Annotated in this window: 19 protein-coding genes; 3 read left to right on the top strand and 16 right to left on the bottom strand. The window is 72.0% G+C overall.

The features are described 5' to 3' along the window. The 6 genes from FAF44_RS25550 to FAF44_RS25525 form a co-directional block, all read right to left on the bottom strand. On the bottom strand, window positions 1-274 hold a 274-nt coding region (locus tag FAF44_RS25550), incomplete at its 3' end, for an alpha-hydroxy-acid oxidizing protein (RefSeq protein WP_237105791.1). After that, on the bottom strand, window positions 271-1,272 hold the full coding sequence (locus FAF44_RS25545) for an NAD(P)-binding domain-containing protein (protein ID WP_237105790.1): 1,002 nt from the start codon (window positions 1,270-1,272) through the stop codon (window positions 271-273). The genes FAF44_RS25545 and FAF44_RS25550, both read right to left, overlap by 4 nt. Continuing rightward, entirely contained in the window at window positions 1,269-2,084 is an 816-nt protein-coding gene (locus FAF44_RS25540) for a DedA family protein (RefSeq protein WP_237105789.1), read from the bottom strand. Before FAF44_RS25540 ends, FAF44_RS25545 begins: the two co-directional genes overlap by 4 nt. Window positions 2,085-2,140: 56 nt before the next feature. Further along, window positions 2,141-2,752 (bottom strand): TetR/AcrR family transcriptional regulator, encoded by a 612-nt coding sequence (locus FAF44_RS25535; RefSeq protein ID WP_237105788.1) that lies wholly within the window; start codon window positions 2,750-2,752, stop codon window positions 2,141-2,143. Window positions 2,753-2,938: 186 nt separating this feature from the next. Next, window positions 2,939-6,124, bottom strand: coding sequence for an AfsR/SARP family transcriptional regulator (locus FAF44_RS25530; protein WP_272894999.1), 3,186 nt, complete (start codon window positions 6,122-6,124; stop codon window positions 2,939-2,941). Window positions 6,125-6,205: 81 nt separating this feature from the next. Beyond that, entirely contained in the window at window positions 6,206-6,763 is a 558-nt protein-coding gene (locus tag FAF44_RS25525; protein WP_237105786.1) for a TetR/AcrR family transcriptional regulator, read from the bottom strand. A 70-nt stretch (window positions 6,764-6,833) separates the two neighbouring features. Here FAF44_RS25525 and FAF44_RS25520 point away from each other — a divergent pair, with 70 nt between their 5' ends. The 3 genes from FAF44_RS25520 to FAF44_RS25510 are packed head-to-tail and all read left to right on the top strand — an operon-like array spanning window position 6,834 to window position 11,216. After that, window positions 6,834-7,772: an alpha/beta hydrolase gene (locus FAF44_RS25520; RefSeq protein WP_237105785.1), complete on the top strand. Its 939-nt coding sequence runs from the start codon at window positions 6,834-6,836 to the stop codon at window positions 7,770-7,772. Beyond that, a complete protein-coding gene (locus FAF44_RS25515) occupies window positions 7,765-9,510 on the top strand; it encodes an ABC transporter ATP-binding protein (RefSeq protein WP_237105784.1) in 1,746 nt (581 codons plus the stop codon). Before FAF44_RS25520 ends, FAF44_RS25515 begins: the two co-directional genes overlap by 8 nt. Then, window positions 9,507-11,216 (top strand): ABC transporter ATP-binding protein, encoded by a 1,710-nt coding sequence (locus FAF44_RS25510; RefSeq protein ID WP_237105783.1) that lies wholly within the window; start codon window positions 9,507-9,509, stop codon window positions 11,214-11,216. The genes FAF44_RS25515 and FAF44_RS25510 overlap by 4 nt, the downstream gene beginning before the upstream one ends. Before the next feature lie 19 nt (window positions 11,217-11,235). On the opposite strand, the gene FAF44_RS55925 is transcribed toward FAF44_RS25510, so the two are convergent. From FAF44_RS55925 to FAF44_RS25460, 10 genes are all read right to left on the bottom strand, one after another. After that, entirely contained in the window at window positions 11,236-12,450 is a 1,215-nt protein-coding gene (locus FAF44_RS55925) for a cytochrome P450 (protein WP_237105782.1), read from the bottom strand. 16 nt (window positions 12,451-12,466) lie between these two features. After that, window positions 12,467-13,216 (bottom strand): phytanoyl-CoA dioxygenase family protein, encoded by a 750-nt coding sequence (locus tag FAF44_RS25500; protein WP_237105781.1) that lies wholly within the window; start codon window positions 13,214-13,216, stop codon window positions 12,467-12,469. 108 nt (window positions 13,217-13,324) lie between these two features. Beyond that, entirely contained in the window at window positions 13,325-14,809 is a 1,485-nt protein-coding gene (gene cysS, locus FAF44_RS25495; RefSeq protein WP_237105780.1) for a cysteine--tRNA ligase, read from the bottom strand. Window positions 14,810-14,864: 55 nt separating this feature from the next. Beyond that, complete coding sequence (locus FAF44_RS25490; RefSeq protein WP_237105779.1) at window positions 14,865-16,436, bottom strand: RpiB/LacA/LacB family sugar-phosphate isomerase; 1,572 nt, start codon at window positions 16,434-16,436, stop codon at window positions 14,865-14,867. Continuing rightward, window positions 16,433-18,070: an HAD-IA family hydrolase gene (locus tag FAF44_RS25485; protein ID WP_237105778.1), complete on the bottom strand. Its 1,638-nt coding sequence runs from the start codon at window positions 18,068-18,070 to the stop codon at window positions 16,433-16,435. The genes FAF44_RS25490 and FAF44_RS25485 overlap by 4 nt, the downstream gene beginning before the upstream one ends. 4 nt (window positions 18,071-18,074) lie before the next feature. Continuing rightward, window positions 18,075-19,001: an alcohol dehydrogenase catalytic domain-containing protein gene (locus FAF44_RS25480; RefSeq protein ID WP_237105777.1), complete on the bottom strand. Its 927-nt coding sequence runs from the start codon at window positions 18,999-19,001 to the stop codon at window positions 18,075-18,077. Then, the gene (locus tag FAF44_RS25475; protein WP_237105776.1) at window positions 18,998-19,741 is read right to left on the bottom strand and encodes a sugar phosphate isomerase/epimerase; all 744 of its coding nucleotides are present in this window, start codon (window positions 19,739-19,741) and stop codon (window positions 18,998-19,000) included. The genes FAF44_RS25480 and FAF44_RS25475 overlap by 4 nt, the downstream gene beginning before the upstream one ends. 25 nt (window positions 19,742-19,766) lie before the next feature. Further along, on the bottom strand, window positions 19,767-20,801 hold the full coding sequence (gene aroF / locus FAF44_RS25470; RefSeq protein ID WP_237105775.1) for a 3-deoxy-7-phosphoheptulonate synthase: 1,035 nt from the start codon (window positions 20,799-20,801) through the stop codon (window positions 19,767-19,769). Beyond that, a complete protein-coding gene (locus FAF44_RS25465; RefSeq protein WP_237105774.1) occupies window positions 20,798-21,979 on the bottom strand; it encodes a cysteine--1-D-myo-inosityl 2-amino-2-deoxy-alpha-D-glucopyranoside ligase in 1,182 nt (393 codons plus the stop codon). Before FAF44_RS25465 ends, aroF begins: the two co-directional genes overlap by 4 nt. Beyond that, the gene (locus FAF44_RS25460; protein ID WP_237105773.1) at window positions 21,927-22,952 is read right to left on the bottom strand and encodes a hypothetical protein; all 1,026 of its coding nucleotides are present in this window, start codon (window positions 22,950-22,952) and stop codon (window positions 21,927-21,929) included. Before FAF44_RS25460 ends, FAF44_RS25465 begins: the two co-directional genes overlap by 53 nt. Between the last annotated feature and the right edge of the window lie 255 nt (window positions 22,953-23,207).

Here is a 23,207-nt window from a genome sequence, read left to right as displayed (position 1 = left end):
GGATGGTGCTGCGGTGGTCGCGGGTGGAGACGTCACGGAGCATGCGGGGGATGATGCGCCATCGGTCGAAGGCGGTGCGGTTGGCGTGGATGGTGGTTTCGCGGCCCGCTCCCCCGGCGAGGAAGCCGAAGACCTCCTGGGGAAGCTGGCGGCGGGCGAGTTCTTCGAGCTGGGTGAGGTCGACGGGGAGGTCGGGGATGGTGCCGGTGATGCCGCGTTGGTAGATCTCTCGCTGGGCGGTGCTGAGGTCGGCGCTCGGGGCGGTGGCGGTCATCGGGTCTTTCCCTGGGTGGTGAGGCGGTGGCGGACGCGGCGTTCGGCGCCGGCCAGCGGGAGGGGCCGGGAGGTGGCGCGCAGGGTGTCGAGGGGATCGTCGTCGGCGTGTGACCATTCGCGGGCGAAGGCGCCGGCGAGGATCTCGGTGTCGAGGACGTCGGTGAAGTGGCGGCGTAGCTGGTCGGTGGGCAGGGCGGCGAAGCCGCGCAGGTGGGCGTACTGGCTGGTGCGTGAGTGCAGGTTGAGCTGGGCGAACAGGCCGTCGGTGGCGGCGCGTCCGAAGATTTCGGCGAGTTCTCCTGACAGGTACATCTCGTGCAGGATGGCTTCGTCGGAGAATCCGGCGTGGTGGAGGGTGTCGTAGGCGGCGGTGAGCAGTCCGAGGATGGCGGGGCCGATGGCGAGTTCGGTGAACAGGTCGAGGGCCGCTTCTTCGCCGGCGGTGGAGGCGATGGCGCCGCCCCGGGTGGCGCCGATGGCGCGGGCGACGGCGAGGGCGCGGGTGAGCGCGTGGCCGGTGGTGTCGTGTTCGGTGGAGACGAAGCAGGGGAAGCCGCGTCCGTTCTGGAAGTTCGAGCGGACCCCGGCGCCGATCATGCGGGGGGCGACCATGACGACGTCGATGTCCCCGGGTGGTCGCAGGAGGCCGTAGGCGAGGTTGTATCCGGAGGCGACGACGAGGGTGTCTCCGGGGCGGAGGCCGGGCCGGATGTCGGTGTGGAAGGCGTCGGGCTGGGCTTCGTCGGGGATGAGCAGGAGGATCACGTCCCCGGCGGTGACGGCCTCGGTGACGGGGTGTACGTCGAAGCCGTCGGCGCGGGCGGTGTCGGCGGCGGTGGGGTCGTGGTCGGCGATGAGGATGCGGTCGATGCCGGAGTCGCGCATGTTGAGGGCCTGGGATCGGCCCTGGTTGCCGTAGCCGACGACGGTGACGACGCGAGTGGTGAGCCAGGTGAGGTCGGCGTCGTCGTCGTGGTAGATGCGGGGCGCTGTCACTGTTCTCCCTGAGGTCGGGCCGGGATGTCGGTGTGGCGGGTGATGTGGTGGCGCAGTTGGCCGGCGAGGGTGCGCAGACGGTGGTCGGGGTCGCGGTCGGCGATCTGGCCGAGGAGGTGGCTGATCTGGTCGGCGCCCGATGGGGTGAGTCGGTAGTGGTCGGGGCTGGTGGGTTCGTACAGGGAGGTGGGGGAGGCACGGGCTTTGAGAAGGGTGCCGATCAGCGGCAGCAGTGACAGCAGCATGATGATCAGGACTATCGGCAGGATGTAGCCGTCGACTCCGCCGGGGATGCGGTCGCCGATGAGGTAGCCGGCGAGGATGAGACCGTCGGTCCACACGATGGCGCCGATGACGTTGTAGAGCAGGAACCGGCCGGTGGGGACGCCGAGCATGCCTGCGGCGGGGTTGATGAAGGTGCGGACGACGCCGACGAAGCGGGCCAGGATGATCGCGCGGGCGGGGCCGTAGCGGGCGAAGTAGGTTTCGGCGCGGCGCAGGCGTTCGTGCCGGTCGGGGCGGCGGAAGAGGTGCCGCCCCGCGGTGGCGCCGAGGTAGTGGCCGAGTTGGGCGCCGGCGATGGCGCTGAGGGGTGCTCCGATGAGGAGGGGGCCGAGGGGCAGGGCGGTTCCGGCCAGGCTCGTCATGGCTCCGGAGGCGGCCAGGCCGGTGACGAACAGGAGTGAGTCGCCAGGCAGGAAGAATCCGATGAGCAGTCCTGTTTCGGCGAACAACACGACGTAGATGCCTATGAGGCCGAAGGATTGGATCAGTGCCTCGGGACTCATCAGGTCGACTGCGAGAGCCTCCATGGGGGCACGCTAACACGTGACTGTCCGCTTGGACAGCATGCTGTTCAAGCGGACAGTCAGGAGTCGATGGCGAACATCCCGTGACGCAGCAGCCGCTGGTTGGCCTCGCTGCGCGCCCGCAGCACCTCGGCCGCGAACGGCTCCGAGCTCAGGCTCCGGCGCAGCACCGGCTCCAGCAGCAGCGGCCCCAGGATGAGGAACAGCACCTGGTAGGCGGCCCACACCGGGTCGGCGTCGGAGCGCAACGCGCCAAGGCCGCCCAGCCGGTCCAGTTCGGCCCGCGTCCCGGCCAGCAGCCGGTCGAACAGGCGGCTGCTGGTGTCGCTGTCCTCCAGCAGCACCCGCCGCAGGTAACCGCGCAGGTGCGGGTCGGCGCCGAACAGCCGCGCCGAGACCTCGCCGAGCGCGGCCACCAGGTCGCCGGACTCCAGTTCGGCGCCGACCTCCTGCAACGCCTCCCCCAGCGCGCGCGACACCTCCCGGTCCACCTCCTCGCGCAGCCCCTGTTTGGAGCCGAAGTGGTGGCGCAGCAGGGCCGGGGACACGCCCGCCTGCGCGGCGATCCCCCGGGTCGTGGTGGCCTCGAAACCCTGCTCGGCGAACATCGCCAGCGCCACGTTGCGGATCTTGGCCCGCGCGGTCAGGTCCTCACTCGACACAGACGTCATGTCGGCACCGTACTGCCGCCGGGGTGCACGCCGGATCCGGGGCGAGGGCGACCCCGCCCCGCGCCGCGCGGCGGCCGGCGGCGCGGGGCGCCCGATCACGGCGACGCGGGCGACGCCCGCGGGTCAGGTCGTTCGACCTGCCACGATGGGACGCCGGAGAGGTCGGCCGCTGCCCTCGTTCGGTGATCAGTCCGGGGTGTTCGTGCCCGAGTGGCCCGCCTGAGCTTGGACGCGGGCAGGTACGGCAGCCAGCAGGGCGGTCGTACGTTCCGCCCCGAGCCGGAATCCGGTCTCGCCGTGCACGGCGAGTGCCTGCCGTGCGTACCGCGTGGACAGCGCGTGGTCGAGGCGGGCACGGTGGATCTCGGCCAGCGTGGTGAGGGCGTTGCCCGCCTGGATGCGGTAGCCGGCGTCGTCGGCGATCTCGAGTGACCGCGTGGCCTGCAGCAGTGCCTCGTCGTGGTGGCCGAGCCCGAGGTGGGCGCGGCCGAGCCCGATCATGGCCCGGACGATCATGTACCGCATGTCCGCCGCGCGTGCGCGGGTCAGAGCGTCCTGGTGTGCGTCAAGGGCCTGGCGATACGCGCGCCGGCAGGTGTGCACGGTGCCGACGGTGTTGAGGGCGCCGCACAGGGCGTAGACGTTTCCGGCTTCCTGGGCGAGTCGCCGGGACCGCAACGCCTGGTCGAGGGCGAGATCGAGGCGGCCGGCGTCACGATGGACCTGCGCCAGGACGGCGAGACTCTTCGCCGCCTCCATCTGGAAGCCTCTCTCGCGGTTGCGCGCGAGGCCGTCGGTGGCGTGCCCGAGCGCGTCATCGAGATGGCCGAGAAGCCGGCGGACGGTGGCGAGGTTACTGAGTTCGATGCCGCTGAGGCCCTTGCCGAGCGGCCGGCGCAGCGCCGCGGTCGTCCGGATGTGCTCCTGCGCCTCCCGAAGCGCACCGAGTTGCAGGTGGACGGCGCCGAGGTTGCCGACGGCGGCGGCCTCGCTGAGGGGCATCCCGGCAGCGCGGTAGATGGGCGGCACGGCGCGCAGGTTCGTCAGGGCCTGTCGCATCTCGCCCCGTTCCACATGAACGGCGGCCAGGTTGTTGTGCGCCACAGCCGCGCCTTCGGGCCAGCCGGACCGCCGGCACAGTGCCGCGGCGGCTTCGGCGATCTCGATCGCCTCGTCGTACCGCGAGCGCAGCCGGCTGATCATGGCCAGGCTGAGCTGTGCGGCCGCCTGCCCCAGTGGTTCGTCGTCCGCGATGGCGGCCCGGAGCGCGGCGTCGGAGACTGCGGCCCAGTCGGCGAGGCCGGCGCGGGGGACGAAGTAGTGGCGCAGCACGTCGCCGAGCAGCCAGGCGAAGCGGTACGGCCCGTGCTCGGCGGCGTGCACGGCGATGGCGACGAGGTTCTCGCACTCGGCGGCCAGCCACGCCGACGCGTCGCCGGGGCCGGCCGGCTCGATGCCGGACAGTCCCGCCACGGTCCGGACGGCGGGCAGCCGGGTCGTCGCCGGGTAGGCGACCTCGATCGCCCTGGCTGCCGTGGAGACGTACCAGGAGCCGAGGCGTTCGGTCGCCTCCCGCCGGCTCGGCGGATCGTCGTCCTGCTCGGCCTGGCTCCTGGCGTGCCGGCGCAGCAGGTCGTGGAAGACGTAACGGCGCGGCCGATGTTCCTCGATGAGGTGCGCGGCGGCGAGCTGGTCGAGCAGCCGGGCGGCCCGCGCGGTGTCGGTGCCGGACAGGGCCGCCGCCGCCTCGGCGGTGACGTCCGGACCGGGTACCAGGCCGAGCAGGCGAAACAGCCGCTGAGCGGCCGTGCCGAGCCGCACGTAGGACTGGGTGAAGGCGGCGCGCACCGCGGACTCACCGTCGACCTCCAGCGAGGACAGCCGGTCGGCGGCCAGCGCCGCCACGTAGTCGGCGACGGATCGGTGCGGGTGGATGGCGACGTTGGCGGCGGCGACCCGCAGGGCGAGGGGAAGGCGGGCGCACAACCGGGCCAGCTCCGCCACGGCCTCCGGCTCCGCGGCCGCCCGGTCCGCGCCGATGATCGAGCGAAGGAGGGTGCGCGCGTCGGCCTGTCCCAGCACGTCGAGGGGCAGCCACCAGGCGGTGTTGCCGACGACGAGATCGGCGAGCCGGCTCCGGCTCGTGACCAGCGTCAGGCAACCGGGCGCGGCCGGCAGCAGGAGCCGTACCTGCTGGGCGGACAGGGCGTTGTCCAGCAGGATGAGCACACGCTTGCCCGCGAGACAGGACCGGTACAGGCCCGCGGCCGCCTCCTCGTCGGCCGGGATCTGCTCGCCCGGCACGCCCAGCGAGCCGAGCAGCCGAGTCATGGCCTCGACCGGTGTCATCGCCGGGCCGGGCGAGTAGCCGCGCAGGTTGACGTACAGTTGCCCGTCGGGGAACGCGTGGGAGACCTGGTGGCCGAAGCGGATGGCGAGCGCGGTCTTACCCACGCCCGCGGTGCCGACGATCGCCGCGACCCCGCCGGCCGGCCCCGTGCCGGACGCCAGGCGCTCCTTCAGCATCGCCAGGTCTCCGTCACGGCCGACGAACTCGTCGTCCCGTCCGGACAGCCGGGACAGCATCGGCGGCAACTGCCTGGGGATCGGTGACAGGCGGGCCACGTGGGTGGTGACGTCGAGCGCCGGCTCCTGGTTGAGGATGGCCCGTTCAAGCATGCGCAGCTCGTCGCTCGGTTCCAGACCGAGGGCGTCGAGGAGCAGGCCGCGATAGGCGCGGAAGGCGTCCAGGGCCGCCGCCTGCCGTCCTGAACGGTAGAGCGCGAGCATGAGGAATCGGTGCGAGCGCTCGTGCAGCGGATGGTCCTGGACGAGTTTGCGCAGCTCGCCGAGTAGCTGCTGGTGGCGGCCGAGGCCCAGCTCCAGCTCGATGCGCCGGTGGAGGGCCAGCAGGTGGCGCTCGTCGAGATCGTGCACGATCGCCCGGATCAGGTCGCTCTCCATGCCGGACAGCGCGGGACCGCGCCAGAGGGCGAGAGCCTCGCCCAAGGTCCGCACGGCCTGGACGGGGTGTTCTCGCTCCGCCCGGCACACCAGGTCGTCGAATTCGGCGAGATCGAGCCGGCCCGGCTCGACGCGCATCAGGTACCCGGGAGCCCGGGTGATCAGGAAGTTGAACGGTTGCACCGTGTCATCGAGCAGCCGGCGGAGCTGGGAGACACGGATCTGGATCTGATTGCGGGCGGTGTTCGGCGGGTTCTCGCCCCACAACGCCTCGCTGATCCTGCCGACCGGCACGACCCGGTTCGCATCCAGCAGCAGAATCGCCAGGACGATCTGCTGCATGCCTCCGACGTGAAGTTCCTCCCCTTCATCTGCTACGGCCAAGGGCCCGAGAATCTTGAAGCGCATGCGTTCCCCTCCGCGAAGAATTGTGCCATCGCGAGATCGCACGCGGCCTGCGCGATCTCGTGATGGCACGGCCACGCGTTCTCAGCGGAAGGCCGGCAGGACCATCTCCACCAGCGCGTCGATGTCGTCGTCGGCCATCGGCCGGCCGGTCATGCCCATCCGGTGGAGCAGGGTCCCGACGACGACGTCGATGAAGAACAGGACCCGGTGCGCCGGCTCGCCGAGCGCGTCCTGGAGGGCGAGCCGGTAGGGGTCCTGCAGCCGCGAGGAGAGGATCGCGCGCAGCTCCGGATCGCTGACACCGTCGCTGAACACGCCCGCGAACGCGTCGCCCACCCCCGGCTCGCCGATCTTGCCCGCGACCCAGCGGATGGCCGCGGACATGGTCTCGGCCCGGCTGCCGCCCTCCAGCGGCACCGGGCCGAACGCGTCGAGCAGGCAGTCCACGATCAGCGCCCCCTTCGTCGGCCAGCGACGGTAGATCGTCGTCTTCGCGATGCCGGCCGCGGCGGCGATGCGCTCCACCGTGGCACGCGCGTAGCCCAGCTCGTGGACCGTGCTCAGCGTCGCGGCGAAGACCACGTCGTTGATGCCGGACCGTGGCCGGCCGGGCGGCCGGGCGGGTGTGCTCGAGGTCATGCTCACACGATATCGAATTGCGCTACCGTAGGTTTCGAAACCGAAGGTAGCGAAACTTGAGGAGAAGCCCATGAACGACATCACCGCGCCGCGACGGCCGGCGGAGCCGGACTGGTCCACGGTGACGGCCGCGGAACTGAGCGCCTTCCGGGACGCCGAGAACCGCGTCCGGGCGTCCACGGCGGCACGGGTGATCACCGGGGAGCCCGACCCCGGTGCCACGATCAGTTGGCAGCAGGTGGCGCTGCCCGGCCGCGAGCTCCCCGTCCGGGTGTACCGCCCCTCGGCCGCGGGCGTCCTGCCCCTCGTGATCCACGTGCACGGAGGCGGCTTCGTCGGCACGGCCGCGCAGAGCGACTGGGTCAACAGCCACCTCGCCGCCCACCTGCCGGCGGTCGTCGTCTCGGTCGAGCACCGCCTCCTCGACTGGGGGACGCCGCTGTCCGCCGCCGCCGACGACGGCTGGGACGTGCTGCGGCACCTGGTGGAGCACGCCGGGACGTGGGGCGTCGATCCGGCCCGCGTCGCCGTCTTCGGCGAGAGCTGCGGCGGGCTGATCAGCGCGCTGGCGGCCGTCAGGGCCAGGCGGGCCGGCCTGGGGCTGCGGGCGCAGGTGCTGGTCAACCCGGCGCTCGACGTCACCTCGACGGCCTGGACATACGACTCGACGACCCGGTACGCGGACACGCCCACCCTGTCCGTGCCGCAACTGCGGTTCTTCCAGCGGCTGGCCGTCCCCGAGGGCGCCGACGCCCGCGCGCTGTCGCCGCTGTACGCCGGCGATCTGACCGGGCTGGCCCCCGCGCTCGTGGTGGTGCCGGTCCGCGACCCGATCGCCGACCACGGCCGCCGCTACGCCGAGCGGCTCCAGGCGGCCGGGACGCCCGCGCGGCTCGGCGAGTACCCCGAAGCGGGGCACGCGTTCCTGAGCATGCCGGGCACGGCACCCCAGGCGACGCCCGCGCGGGCGGAGATCCTCGCCTTCCTCAGCGAGTCCCTCGGTGAGTGACACCCGGCCGGACTCCGGCACCGTGGCCGGGCTGTTGCGCCCGCACGCCGGCGCGTTCGCCGCCCTGGTGCTCCTCCAGGTGATCGGCGCGCTGGCGGGCCTGGCGCCGCTCCTGGCGGTGGCCGAACTGGGACGCGCCTTACTGTCGCCCGGCCCGGTCGATCGCGCTCACGTCTGGTTCGTGGTGCTCGCCGGCCTGGCCGGCCTGCTGGTCCGGCTGCTGTTCAGCGCCGCGTCGTCGGGGATCGGGCACCTGCTCGACGGCCAGGTGCAGCTCGCCTTCCGGCGGCGGCTGGCCGCGCACCTGGGCCGCGTCCCGATCGGGTGGTTCTCCCGGCGCAGCACGGGTGAGCCGGCCAAGGTGGTCGGCGAGGACGTGAGCGCGGTGCATCCGTTCATCGCGCACACGCCCGGCGAGCTGGTCTCGGCGTTCGTGGTGCCGACGGCGTCGCTGGTCTACCTGTTCACGGTGGACTGGCGGCTCACGCTGATCACGTTGATCCCGGTGCTGCTGGCGGTGGCGCTGGTCCCGTTGATGACGGCCCCGGCGCGGCAGCGCGAGCAGCGCGAGTTCGACGCCGCCATGGGGCGGATCGCCGGCTCGGTCGTGGAGTTCGTGCAGGGCATCGCGGTGGTCAAGGCGTTCGGCGGGGCCGGGCGTACGCACCGGAGGTTCCTGACGGCCACGGACGAGTTCGCCGGCACGTTCCTGCGGTGGGCGCGCGGGCTGGCGCCGATCGCCGCCGGGATGCAGACGGCGCTCTCGCCACCGTTCGTGCTGCTGGTCGTGCTGGCCGGCGGCACCGTCCTGATCGCGGGCGGCGGCCTGGCGCCGGCCGACCTGCTGCCGTTCCTGCTGCTGGGCCTGGGGCTGACCGCTCCGGTGGCGGCGCTGGGGCACGGGTTCGACGACCTGCGGGCGGCCCGGAGCGCGGTCGGCCGGATCAGGGACGTGCTGGCGGTGCAGCCACTGCCCGAACCCGCCCGCCCGCTCACGGCGCGCGGGCACCGGATCGAACTGCGGGACGTGCGCTTCGGCTACGACCCCGGCCGCGAGGTGCTGCGCGGCATCGACCTGGTGCTCGAACCCGGCACGAGCACCGCGATCGTGGGCCCCTCGGGCAGCGGCAAGTCCACGCTGGTCCAGTTGCTGCCCCGGTTCTTCGACCCCACCCACGGCTCGATCACCCTGGGCGGCGTCGATCTGCGCGAACTCGGCAGCGGGCAGCTCTACCGGACGCTCTCCTTCGTCTTCCAGGACGTCCGCCTCCTGCGCGCCTCCGTCGCCGACAACATCGCGCTGGCGGTCCCGGAGGCCGGCCGCGACCAGGTGATCAGGGCCGCCAGGCTGGCCGACGTCCACGACCGGATCCTGCGGTTGCCGCGCGGCTACGACACGGTGCTCGACGAGGAGGCCGGGCTGTCGCGCGGTGAGGCGCAACGGATCGCCATCGCCCGCGCGCTGCTCGCCGACACCCCCGTGCTGGTGCTGGACGAGGCGACCGCGTTCGCCGACCCGCGGACCGAGCAGGCGATCCGGCACGCGCTGGCCACGCTGCGGGGCGATCGCACCATCGTGGTCATCGCCCACCGTCTGGAGACGATCGCCGACGCCGACACCGTCGTGCTGCTGGATGACGGAGCGATCGTCGAGCGCGGCACACCCGCCGAACTGCTGAGCCGGGACGGCAGGTTCGCCGCGTTCTGGCGATCCCACCGAGGAGACGAGCTCCGATGATCCGTATGCTGCTGCGCGTCCTGGGACACCAGCACGCGCGACCGGTGCGCCGCACCGTGGCCCTGATGACGGCGGCCGCGGTGGTCGAGGGCCTGTCGTACGCCCTGCTGGTCCCCGTGCTGCGGGCGCTGTTCGACGGCGACGCCGCCGGTGCCCGTCCCTGGCTGATCGCGTTCGGCGCGGCGGTCGCGGTCTACGCCGTGCTGCGCTACGTCAGCGACCTGTCCGGGTTCCGCGTCGGGACCACGTTGCTGCGCGGGACGTACCGGCGGCTCGGCGACCACCTGGCCCGCCTGCCGATCGGCTGGTACGGCCCCGGCCGCGTCGGCGAGGTGTCGCTGCTGGCCGGCAGGGGCGTGCTGCGGGCGATGAGCGTGATCGCGCATGTGCTGGCGCCGTACGTCTCCGCCGCCGTGACCCCGCTGACCATCGTCGCGGTGCTGCTCGCCGTCAACTGGCAGATGGGGCTGGCCGCGCTGCTCGCCGCGCCGGTCGTGGCGGGCATCCAGCTCTGGACGGGACGCGCCACGGCCGCCGCCGACGCGGAACGCCACCACCGCGACCGGCAGGCCGCCGATCGGGTCGTCGAATACCTGCAGGCGCAGCCGGTGCTGCGGGCGAGCGGCCGTACCGTGGAGCGCTTCGGCCTGCTCGACGGCTCGCTGCGTGAGCTCCAGCGCGCCTCCCGCCGCTCCATGCTGTCGGCGCTGCCCGGCATCCTCGGCCTGTCCCTCACGGTGCAGGCGATCCTCACCGCGCTGCTGGTGCTGGGCACCTATCTGGCGCTGGGCGGCGCCATCGGCCCGGCCGAGGTGCTCACCGTCCTGGTCCTGGCCACCCGCTGCGCCGACCCCCTTCTCTCCCTCGGCGACATCGGCGGGCAGCTCCGTGGTGCCCGCGCCGACCTGGCCGAACTCGACACGCTGCTGCGCACCCCGCCGCTCCCCGAACCCCGCGAGCCGGTCGAACCGGCCGGACACGACCTGGAGTTCGACGCCGTCACCTTCCGCCACGGCGACCGCACGGTGATCGACGACCTCTCGCTGACCCTGCCCGAAGGCCGGCGACTGGCCGTCGTCGGCCCCTCGGGCGCGGGCAAGAGCACCTTGCTGCAGCTCCTGGCCCGCTTCCACGACGTGGCCGCCGGCGCGATCCGCGTCGGCGGCACGGACGTCCGCGCAGTCGACACGCAGGCGCTCATGGCCCGGTTCGCCATCGTCTTCCAGGACGTCTACCTCTTCGACGGCACCATCGAGGAGAACGTCCGGCTCGGCCGCACCGACGCCACCGAGGCCGAGGTCCGTGCGGCGGCGACCGCGGCCCGCCTGGACGAGGTGATCGAACGCCTGCCGGACGGCTGGGCCACCGCCGTCGGCGAGGGCGGCGCCCTGCTGTCGGGCGGCGAACGTCAGCGCGTCTCCATCGCCCGCGCCCTGCTGAAAGACGCCCCCATCGTGCTGCTGGACGAGGTGACCTCCGCCCTCGACCCGGTGAACGAGGCGGCCGTCCACCAGGGCATCGAACGGCTGATGGCGGGCCGGACGGTGGTGATGGCGGCGCACCGGTTGCGTACCGTGCGCAGCGCCGACCACATCGTCTTCCTGGACGGCGGCCGGGTGGTGGAAGAGGGCACGCACGACGAACTGCTCCGCCGTGGCGGGCGCTATGCCGCCTTCTGGGACCTCTCCATGGCGTCGGCGGAATAGCGGCGTCCGCGCGAGCCGGCTACTTCTCCCCCGTCTCGCGCAGGACGCGCACCTTCAGCGCCGTCACCCTGCTGAAGATCGCGTCCCGTGACCGGACGAGCGACCCGTCGACGGGGATGACCGTCACGCCCGTCGTGGCCATGGCGCCGAAGAGCTGGTCCAGCATCGCGGTGGCCAGGCCCGCCCCAGGGCAACGGTGGGGGCCCATGCCGAAGGTCAGGTGCCGGTTGCTGTCGGCTCCGGGCCGGAAGGTCAGGCCGCCGTGGAAGGTACGGGCGTCCAGGTTGGCCGCCGCGAATCCGAGCAGCACCTTCTGGCCGGCCACCAGCCGGTGGGCGCCGAGGTCGACGTCGGCCGTCACGTGGCGCACCGAGCTGAACCGGAAGGGACACGCGTGCCGCAGCACCTCGTCGGTCTCGCGCCGCACCGTGTCGGGCGGCGCGGCGGAGGGACCCGGAGATCCCGCGAGGCCGGCTTCGAACGGCAGCACGACGGCCTCGGTCAGCACCGTCATGGTCGGGTCGAGCGTGCCGGTGATGATCTGGGCCACCGCCGCGGCGGCCGGCTCGGGCCCGAGTTCGGGATCCTCCGCGATGGCCGCCAGAGCGCGGCAGAAGCCGGTGGCCGGGCCGGCGGTGAGGTGACCGGCCTCCTCGATCAGGACGTCGAGCGCCAGCCTGGCCCGCCTGCCCAGTTCGTCGTCGAAGCGGGCTCCGGTGATGTACTCGATGATCGCTGACCCCGCGCTCATCAGGCGGCCGAGCCGGTCCCGATCGACGGCGAACAGCAGGGACAGGGTGTGCTCGATGTACGGGCGGACGAATTCTCCGAGCCAGTCGACGGCGGTTCCGCGTTCGCCCAACCGCGGCAGCGCCTGTTCGCAGTACGGGCCGAGTGCCGAGATCAGCTCTTTGAGCCGGTGGGCGGAGAGCGCGCTGTTGAGGTGCGCGCGCATGCGCTGATGATAGGGACCGTCGGAGAAGACCGGCCACAACGACAGGAACCGGTCCAGCGTGTTGTGCAGGTCCCGGGTGCCGGCCGGCAGTTCGTCGAAGGACGTGCGATCGCGGCCGTTGACGAGTCGCCGGTCCAGCAACATCCGGCGGATCAGATCGTGCTCCAGTATCAAGACCCGCCGGCGTTCGTGGTCGATGTGCACGGGGGCGGCCTGAGCCGCCTCGCCGAGGAGCGCACGGAAATTTCCGGTGGAGAAGTCCTGGTCGAGAATGCTCACGCCATGTCCCTGGAATTCATCGGGCGGGTCCGCCGCTCACGTACGTGTTCATCCCGTGGCTGTGCCCCCGCGCGAGCCACAGACGATGACTCACCATCCGTTCCGGATTGACTCCCACGGTGGCCGGGAAGTACCGCATGACGAATCCGATGCGGAAATCCTCGGAGCGGTTGGGGAAGGACGCGTGCATGATGCGCCCGTCGTGCAGGCTGACCTGTCCCGGAGCCAGGACGAAGCTGACCGCTTCGCTCTCGTCGACCGCGCGGATCTCCCGGGTGAACGAGATCGGGGCCGGTCCTTCGACCTCGACGTAGTCGGTGGAGTCGGCGTCGAGGTGGCTGCCGGGCAGCACCCGCATGCACCCGTTCTCCTCGGTGGAGCCGTTGATCGACAGCCACACGCTGACCATCTGCGTGTAGTCGGTGAGGGTGTCGCTGAACTTGAGATAGGCCGTGTCCTCGTGCCAGGGCGTGGCCCGGCCCACCGGTTCTTTGGCGACGAGGTGGCTCGATCCCAGCACGATGTCGGGACCGCATATCGGCTCCACGAGGCCGAGCACCTCGTCGGCGAGCAGGAACTCCAGCAGCCGGTCGTCGGCGAAATGCGGCTTGTCCAGATCGTCGCCGGCCAATTCGCCGCGCGCCGCGATGTGTTCGTCGCAGACGGCCGCCAGTCGCGCGAGCCGTTCCGGCGCGAAGAGCTGCCCGGGCGGCAGGCAATATCCGCGGTCCGCGTAATGACGGAGCTCTGCTGAATTCAGTCGCATAAGCCGCCTGTCCAGGTCCGTTCCAGCTTTCGTGGAACACCCTATTAGCGCGGTGGCCGCCGGTCCTGCCCCCCGAAACGGGGACAAGACCGGATGCGACGCTTGTGGTCAGTGCTGCGGATCGGCGGCCACCGGCTCCCAGCGCGGTCCGGCGGGCGTGTCCACCACCCGCACGCCGAGTTCGGTGAGCTGCGCGCGGATCCGGTCCGCCTGCGCCCAGTCGCCGGCACCGCGTGCCGCCGTCCGCGCGGCGACGAGCTCGTTGATGAGGTCCTCGGAGATCGACAGCTCGCCCTTGGCCGTGAGGTCGTCCGGCGAGAGGGTGCTGAGGCGCAGGCCGAGCAGCACGTCGACGGCGGCGACCACGATCGCCTTGTCCGTGTCGGCCAGCGCGTCGTCGCGCAACACGCCGTTCAGCTCGGCGAGCACCCTGGGCGTGTTCAGATCGTCGGACACCGCGGCGTCGACCTGTCGCAGAGCCGTCCGCCCGGCCTCTGTCGTCAACGCGGCGCAGGCGGCGGCGAACGTCGCGGGTGCCGGCAGCGGCCGCAGGGGCGCGACCCTGCCGAGCAGCCGGCGCAGGGCGGCCGAAGCGGAACGGAGACCGTCGTCGCTGATGTCCATCTGGCTGCGGTAGTGCGCGTTCAACAGGAAATAGCGGAAGACCAGGGGGTGGTGACCGGCGTCGATCACGTCGCGCAGCACCGGCATGCGCCCTCGGGATTTCGCCATCTTCTGCTGCCCGAACAGCATGAATTCGTTGTGCATCCAGAGTGGCACCCAGTCGCGGGCGTGCTGCACGTCCAGGAAGGCGGTGCTCTGCGCGATCTCGTTGACGTGGTGGATCTCGCGGTGGTCGACACCGCCGGTGTGGATGTCGAAGACGTCGCCGAGCAGTTGCCGGCTCATCACCGAGCATTCGAGGTGCCAACCCGGCACCCCCGGGCCCCAGGGCGAGTCCCAGTGGACCAGCCTCTGCTGCTCGCGGCGCTCACCGCGCCACACCGCGAAGTCGGCGCGGGATCGTTTGCCGGGCACGATCTCCAACCGGGCCACGTCCGACTCGGAGTCGAGCGCCTTGAGCGCCAGCAGCCCGTAGTCCTTCGACCTGCCGGTGTCGAAGTACACCCCCGATTCCACCTGATAGGTGAAACCGCGCTCCTCCAGCACCTTGATGAAGTCGATCATCTGCGGGACATAGTCACTCGCCCGCGGGCTGTGCGTGTGCGGCAGCACGTTGAGCTCCGCCAGATCCGCGAAGTACCGGTCGGTGTAGTGCCGGGTGACCTCCCAGACCGACCTGTCCTGCTGCCGGGCCGCCAACTCGACCTTGTCCTCGCCGAGGTCGGTGTCGCCGACCATGTGCCCGACGTCGGTGATGTTGACGGCCTGTACGACTTCCAGGCCCTTCCACTCGAAAAGCCGCCGCAGGGTATCGCTGAAAACATAGGGCCGCATATTTCCGAGGTGCGGGTCGGAATACACCGTGGGACCACAGGAGTAAATTGTCACCCGGCCGGGCACGGCGGGCCGGAAATCGATCGGCGTGCGTCCCAGTGAGTTGAACAAACGAGGCGTGACCCCATTCGTCATCGCGCGATCCTCCGCTGTCTCCACAGGTTTCGACGGTTGATTCTGGCAAGCTAACTTACCGCACGTCCGGATGGCCGATCACGCAATTCCCGGCATCCCGCAGGAACATCGCCAGACGGCGCTCCCCCGGATCAGCCGGATAGTAGGAGGCGACGCGGATCATCTCCTCGCTGAGTTCACCGAGTCCGCCCGCGACGAACCAGCCGGCTTCCGCCATGGCGGCACGGAACTCGCGAGCGGTCAGGTGCGGAGGCGTCCGGAATGCATGAATCGGCGATTCTGCACATAGCACGGATTCAGGGAGATAACTCCCGAATCCGAGTGCACGCATGCCGGACAGCAGCCGGCGGCGTCGTCCGGCCGCGTGAGTGGCGCCGAGGTCCCAGTGGGCGGAGGCGGCGTGCACGGCGGCGACCAAGGGGATCGGCGGGGTCCACAACATCTCCGCGGGGTCACGGGACTCCGCCCTGACGGCTCGCTCCCAGGAGAAGTAGAGCGAGCGCGAGCGCCGGTGCGCGGCCCGCCGCCAGACCTCGTCGGTGAAGGCGACGATCCCGACGCCGGGCGGAGCGGCGAGTCCTTTCTGCGTCGAAGAGACCAGCACGTCGAAACCGTGCTCGGCGAAGGACACCGGCAGCGCGCCCAGGCTGGACACCGCGTCCACCACGAGCGGAACTCCGGCCCGCCGGGTGACCTCCGCGACCGCGCGGACGTCGTTGACCTGACCGGTCGAGGTCTCCAGATGCACCATGAACACCGCCGCCACGCCCTCGTCCAGGCAGGCGGTGAGCCGGTCGATCGCCAGCGGCCGCGTCCAGGCGGACTCGATCGCCTCCACGGACAGCCCCTGTGCGCGGGCCATGGCCACGATCCGGTCGCCGAAGTGACCGTTCGTCAGCACCACGACCCGATCCCCGTGGGCGCAGAGATTCCAGCACGCCGACTCGACGCCACCGGTGCCCGCCGCGCTCATGAGCAGCATGTGCCCGCCGGTCAGGCCGGTCATCCGGCGCAGGCGACCGGTCACCGTCTCCAGCATGGCGGCGAACTCCGCGCTCTTGTGGTGCGGGACGGGCCGGGCGAGGGCGGCCAGCACGCCCCCGTCCACCGCGGTGGGGCCCGGGGCGAAGTCGATCGCGAGCGGTTCGGAGCCCGTACGCGGGACGGCGGGCGCGGACCCGGCGGCCCGCCCGCCGAGCGCCGTCAACTGCGCCACCCTGCCGCGGTGCCGGCCGCCCTCGTAGGGGGCGTCCAGGAAGGCGGCCAGGATCTTGATCGCGTCGCCCTGCGAGGTCACCCGGGAGCCGAGGCACAACACGTTGGCGTCGTTGTGCCCGCGCGCCACCACCGCCTCCTCCACCGAGTGCCCGACGACCGCCCGCGCGGCCGGGAACCTGTTGGCGGCGATCGCCATCCCCACTCCCGAGCCGCAGACCAGGACCGCGGTCCGGCACCGACCGGCGGCGAGGTCACGCACCGCACGAGCCGCGTAGCGGGGGTAGTCGACCCGGTCGGCGGAGTGCGTGCCATGGTCGTCGGCCACGTGGGCGTTGCGCCGCGCCCAGTCCACGAGCGCCGTCTTGAGGTCGTACCCGATGTGGTCCGACGCGAACGCGACCCGGCTCACCCGCACAACCTCCTCAGACGCAGTTCGGCGCGCAGCCGGGCCGGCGAGCGGAACCGCACCGCGTCCCAGCCGGCGCGCCGGGCGGCGGCGACGTTCTCCGGCAGGTCGTCCACGAAGAAGCACCGGTGCGGCGGGACGCCGAGCGCCTCGGTGACGTGCGCGAACACGGCCGGGTCCGGCTTGGCCAGGGCGAGTTCGGCGCTGCCGTAGACGTCGTCCACCTCGGTGTCGAGCCCGAGTGCCGCCAGGTCGGTGCGCAGGCAGTCGTGGGCGTTGGACAGGATCACCACCCGCACGCGCCGCCGTGCCTCGCGCAGCAGCGCGACGACCTCCGGGTCCAGGGTTCCCCGATGCCGTTTCCAGGCGGCGACGGCCGCGGCCGCGCGTGCCGGGCCGGACCGGGCCGCCAGGTGGCGTTCGATCTCCGTGCACCAGTCCTCGAAACGCGCATGGCCGATCATGGCGTCGTGGTACTGCGGGAGCTGGAAGGCGAACCGGTCGAACGTGCCCGGCGGCAGAGCGGTGTCCCGGTCGACCCGGGTCGCGGCATCCGGATCCCAATGCCGCAGGACGCCGTCCATGTCGAAGACGCACACCTGGTGGTCGGTGTAGGTGGCCCTCGCCTTCGGCAGGAGGAGCGCTTCGGTCTGCGAGCACCCCAGGTGCTCGGCGAACTCGCGCAGGGGACGTGGCCGGTGCTCAGGGTGCTCCCCCATGACGAGGACCTCGGCAGGCTCCGGCGCGGCCCCGGATCGCCCCACCGCCACCGACCGGTTCATGAACACCGCGGCCAGGCGCAGCAGCCGATCGCCGGCGGCCACCTCCCATCCGACGGCGTGCGACGGCAGCCCGTCCGCGTACCCCAGGTCCAGCTCGTAGTGGGCGCACCCCGCCGCGGACGCCTCGGTGGCGTAGCCGATCGTCGGGCCGGCCTCGATCGGCCGGGCGGTGGCGAGCCAGGCGCCCGCGGCGCCGAGCGGCGGCCGCTGCTCCCGCATCCGGCTGGGCACCACGCCGAAGAGCAGCCGGCCGGCCCGCACCGGCACCGCGACGGGGGCGCCGGCCAGGGCGCTGCCGCCGACGTGGACGTGCACGGACGGCACCGCCGCGGCGATGTCCCGCACCATCGTCACGGCGCCGCCGGCGTCCATCGTGGCCGGGGCCTGGAACCCGACGCCGATCGACGTCGCTCCTGAGCCGAGGCGGCCGACCGCGGCCGGAAGGTCGCCGACCGTGAGCCCGCCGCGCCCCAGACCGGCGTCGGCTTCCAGATCGACCCGGCCCAGCCGGCCATGGCCGGCCACCACGGAGACGTCAGCGGCGCAGCCGAGGGTCGGCGCGGCGTCGAGGCGGCGGAACTCGTCGCACTCGTACGCGTCCTTCGCGGGCCGCAGGACGGTCAGCGCGGCGCGCCACCCCGCCCGGCGCAGCTTCCCCGCCTCGGCGAGGCTGCCGACGAAGAGGTGGCGGGCGCCCGCGTCACGCAGGGTCATCGCGACCGGGACCAGTCCGTGCCCGTAGGCGTCCCCCTTCAGCACCGGCAGCACGCCGGCCGGGTGCCGCCGGACGGCCCACGTGTAGTTCCGCGCGATGCGCTCGAGCGAGACGATGTGCCGGCCTCGGTGCCCACTCATCCCGCTACGCCTTCACGACATGCCGGAACACGTCGCGCCCCGGCCAGTCGGTCAAGGCCCTACCCGTCTCGGCGAGGTCGAACACGGTCATCCCGTACGGCGACAGATCGACCCGGCCGTCGGCCAGCAGCGCGCCCGCCGTCCTGATGTGATCGCGCAGGTTCGGCCCGGCCGTCCACGGCACGGCGTTCGTCACGGCGATGCCGCCGCGATGCCAGGCGTCCAGCAGCACGCTCGCGCGCAGTGCCGAACGGCTCTGGTAGTGCGACACGATGACCAGGCAGCCGGCCGGACGCATCGCGGCCGTCACGTCATTCAGCGACTCGATCGCGCCGGAGCACTCGAACACGACCGCCGCTTCGGCGATCGCCGCCCGCGTGTCGTCCTCGGTGCCGGCGACGGTGACGCCCGCTCGTGCCGCCGCCGCCCGGCGCAGGGGGTCGGCGTCCGCGCCGAGCACGAGGCGGGGGTGTTCCAGCCGGGCGACATCGAGGACCAGGCGACCGAGCAGGCCGAGCCCGACGACGACGATCGGGCCGTCGCGCAACGGCCTCGCCTGGGAGACCGCGTTCACGGCGCAGACCAGCGGTTCGAACATCACCGGCGTCAGCGAGCCGTCGTCCGGAACCGCGCTCACCTGCCACGCGGGTACGGCCGTGCGCCGGGCGAACGACGCGCTTCCCAGCCCGGCGACCCGCGTGCCCGGCGCAAGCCCCGACCCGGCAGGCGCCGCCGCGACCCGGCCGAGCAGTTCGTGGCCGAGCACGCCGGGCAGTGCGGCCGGCACCTGCCCGCTCCACACGCCGGTGTCACGATGGCACACCCCGCACGCTTCCACGTCGATCACGACCTCGTCGTCCGCCACCGGCCACTCGGCCAGCCCTCCCTGGCCGGGGCCGGTGACCACGTACGCCTCGGCGGGCTCCCTCATGTCCGCAGCCACGGGAGGGTGGCGGTCAGGAGGTCCACCGTGCGGAGGACGCCCTGGCGGTGCGACGGCTCGCCCTCGTACTCGATGACCCAGAAGCCGTCGAATCCGGCCGCGTGCAGTTCGGTGACGTATCTGGCGACGTCCACCGTGGTGTCACGACCCGAGTGGTCGAACGCGTACGTCTTCACGTGCACGTGTGAGGTGTACGGGACGAACTCCGTGACGACGGCGTCACGCCCGTCCGCGGGGATGTTGCCGAAGTCGACGCAGACGCCGAGAGACGAGCGTCCGAGGTCGCGTAACACCGGCACGAGATAGCCCGGATCGTTGGACAGCCCGCCGTGGGTCTCGACGACGGCCGTGACGCCGAGCGCTTCGGCGGCCTTGGCCACCCGGTGCAGGCAGGCGGCCACCTGTTCCCGGGCGGCGGCGTCGGTGTGGGTGACCCCCGTCCAGACGCGCGCCACCGGGGCGCCCAGGCGCTCGGCCGCCTCCAGCCACGACAGCACGTGGTCGACCTGGCGGTCGGCCTGGTCGCAGAGCGTGAAGTCGTTGCGGATGGCGATCGATCCCAGGCTGAGGTCTCGCTGGTCCAGCAGCCGGCGGGCGGTGTCGAGCGCGTCCAGGGACAGCGTCCGGTCGCACAGCTCCACCGTACGGAACCCGAGGGCAGCCGCCTCGTCCAGGAAGCCGGCCAGATCCATCCGGCCGGAGACCAGCGGATCGTGGTAGCTCGCCACACCGAGTGAGATGCGGGGATCGCGCCTAGGCCGCATGGTCGGCCGCCTCGACGAGTTCGCGGACCCGGCCCGCCGTCTCCACCAGCTCCGCCAGCCCGGCGGGCGGAAACGCCTGCGGCCCGTCACCTGGCCGGTACATCGTGTGCGGCGCGTCGTGGGCCTCCACGAGCAGCCCGTCGGCCCCGAACGCGGCGGCCGCGGTCGAGGCTGCCCGGACCAGCCGGACATCACCGGTCGAGTGGCTCGGGTCGAAGACGACCGGCAGGCCCGTCGCCCGCTTGACCGCGGTGATCGCGCCGAGGTCCAGGGCGTGCCGCGTGGCGGTGTCGAACGAGGTGATCCCGCGAGCGCACATGATCACGTGGGGGTTCCCGTGTGCCACGACGTACTCGGCGGCCTTGATCCACTCTGCCAGCGGAGCGCCGGCGCCGCGTTTGAGCAGCACCGGCACCGGAGCCCCGCCCAGCGCGGTCAGCAGCGCCTGATTGCTCATGTTCCGGGTGCCGACCTGCAGGCAGTCGACGACCTCCGCGAGGGCGTGGACGTCGTGCGGGTCCAGCACTTCGCTGATGATCGGCAGGCCCGTCTCGCTCCGGATCGCCCGCAGGGACGCGAACGCGGCGCGGCCGGCACCCTGGAAGTTGTACGGACTGGTGCGGGGCTTGTAGACGCCGACGCGCAGCGCGTGCGCGCCCTGGTCACGGACCTGCTTGGCGATGCGGAGCACGTCGGCCTCGTCCTCGAAGGCGCATGGTCCGGCGGCCAGCCACATCCCGGTCGTGGGCGCCCCGACGTGGACTCCGCCGACCTGGACGTCATACCGCAGCCCGCTCTCGCGCGCGACCAGCCAGTAACCGTCGCGGGTGGTGGGATGGACGGCGATGACGCCGGCGCAGGTTTCCGGGTCCCCCGCGACGAGCGCCTCGTCACCCGACACGGCGACGAACCTGCGCCCGTCGGCCCGGACCTCCCAGGTGGTCAGTCCCGGGTGGCCGAAACAGGCCGCGACCAGCCCGTCGACGCTGTCCCGTCCGGCGGCCTCGGCAATCTCGACGATCATCGGCCACGGTCCTCCGTCGCTCCGTCGAGGCCCAGCACCTTCAGGAAGGAGCGCAGCGCCACGGGGCCGCGTGCGTCGGAACCCCGGCCGGCCAGGATGTCGCCGGCCAGTTCGTCCGCGACGCCGATCGCGTCGGGCAGTTCGACGTTGTCGTCGAGCCTGGCGAAGAACGCCTCCTCGAACCGCTCCGGAGCGGGGCCCGACTCCGCCCGCGCCGCACGTCTCCACCGGTCCAGGCGCTCCGCGGCCTCGTCCACGTGGCCGTCCCGCCACTCGCCGCCGCGCCGCGGCGAGTAGGAGCCGAGTGCGGCCAGCCGGACCACCATCGGGTCGTGCTTGTCCAGCAGGTCCCGCGCCAACACGATGTTGCCCCTGGACTTCGACATCTTCTCGCCCCGATAGTCGAGCAGGGCCGAGTGGAACCAGATGCCGACCCTGCTGCCGTCCATCCCCCGGTCCTGCGCGGCCTCGCACTCATGGTGCGGAAACACGAGGTCGGCGCCACCTCCGTGGATGTCGACCCGGGGTCCGCAGTGCCGCCGCGACATCACCGAGCAGCCGATGTGCCAGCCCGGACGGCCGCGGCCGAACGGCGAAGCGTATTCGGGCTCGCCGGGGCGCGACGGCTGCCACAGGACGAAGTCGAGCGGGGCTTCCTTGCCGGACCGGTCCGGGTCGCCGCCGCGTTCGCGGGCCGCCGCGACCATCTGTGCCTCGTCGTAGTGGGACAGCCCTCCGTACGCCCGGTCACGCGACACCCGGAAGTAGACGGTGCCGTCCATCTCATAGGTGAGACCGGCCGCCGCCATCTCCTCGATCGCGGTGATCATGCCGTCGATGTGCTCCGACGCTCGCGGCTCGACGTCACAGGCGAGGCCGAGGCGCCGGGTGTCGGCCATCCACTGGGCGATCTCCGCCTCGACCAGGTCCCAGTAGGGGATGTTCAACTGCTCGGCGCGGGGCAGCAGCGGGTCATCGACATCGGTGATGTTACGCACCACGCGGACCCGGGCGCCCCGCGCGCGCAGGCGGCGGGCGATGACGTCGTAGACGGCGGCCATCGCGAGATGGCCGGTGTGCGCCGAATCGTACGGCGTCACCCCGCACACGTACAGCGTCATCTCGTCATTGACGATGACTTCGACGTCGCGACCCCGCTGCGTGCAGTACAGCTTCAAGATGTGCACCCTCCTGCAGGACTTTTTCCGCGTTGAACCTGTCCCGGCGATCGAGAACAGGCTTCCGGACGCCGACGAAGAGCGGCGCCAACTGCCCGCCCTCGGTCCGGCGCCGAAGTTGCCGGCTCGGGCTGTATTCGCGGTTGTAGTGGTCGTACGCGTCCGCGGGAATGCCCAGTCCGGGTCGCAGACGGGCGTAAAGGTCGGCGAGCAGCCCGAAACGCCTTCGTGCGTCCTCGGCGGAACCGGTACAACGAACGGCGTCGTCAAGGGCCGCTCTGTCCGCGTCGTCGAGCAGGTCGAGGGTGGCCAGTTCGCCCATCCGCCATTTCCGGGCGGGCGGGAAGCGGCCGGCGGCGATGTAGAGCAGTTCGACGAGTTCGTCGACCGCGGCGGTGAGCACCGCGTGGGCGTCCTGGGTCCGGCCGCGGCGTAGCTGGCGCTCGGGAAGCACGTCGATGTCCCACTGCAGCCGGGCGGCCAGCGTCGCCGCGCGCCGCTGGAGCCGCGTCCACCTGTCTCGGAGTTTCTCCTCGATCAGTCGCGCCAGCAGGCCGCGGCGGTCGTGGACGATCTCCGGCCTGCTCGCGTACGCCTCGCAGCGGCTTTCCGGCCAGACGGTCCGGGGATCCAGCTCGTACTCCATGAGCGACTGGTGCAGGTTGACCTCGACGGGGCCGTATTCCGATTCGATCCAGAACGAGAAGTCGGGCAGCCAGTCGGGCAGGTCCGAGGCGAGCGCGTCGGCGGTCTCGCGCGGATCCGAGCGCCATAATTCGGCCGGCACCGGGGTGTCGAGATAAACGGCCACGTCGATGTCGGACCATTCATCGAAACGGCGCCCGCCCAGGTCGCCGCAGATGCTCGACAAGAGGACGACCGCTTCCACCTCGGGCTTGCCGGCGAGTGCCGCCAGCAACGGGGCGACGGCCGCGCGGGCCTGGTCCAGCACCGATCGTCTGGTCGTGGTCACCACCGCCACCGCCGCCGGGGTCCCGGCGTCCCGTCATCGTCGAACGCGAAGCCGCCGGCGGGGTCGGTCAGCAATTCCGGCACATCGCACCCTCTCCCCCGGCAGGTCAAGTGATTCGCCATTCGCCATCGCGGTCTGCGAATCCATCGACCGCAGCCTGTCCGAAAAGATGACATCGCCCATGCCGCCCTGTCCTGTCCCCATTAAAGGGGACGAAGCACGTCACCGGATCGCGGACCGAATCAGCTAACTTCG

It is taken from the genome of Nonomuraea sp. MG754425 (assembly GCF_021699195.1).
Lineage (GTDB): Bacteria > Actinomycetota > Actinomycetes > Streptosporangiales > Streptosporangiaceae > Nonomuraea.
This window is presented reverse-complemented; position numbering and strand designations above follow the sequence as displayed.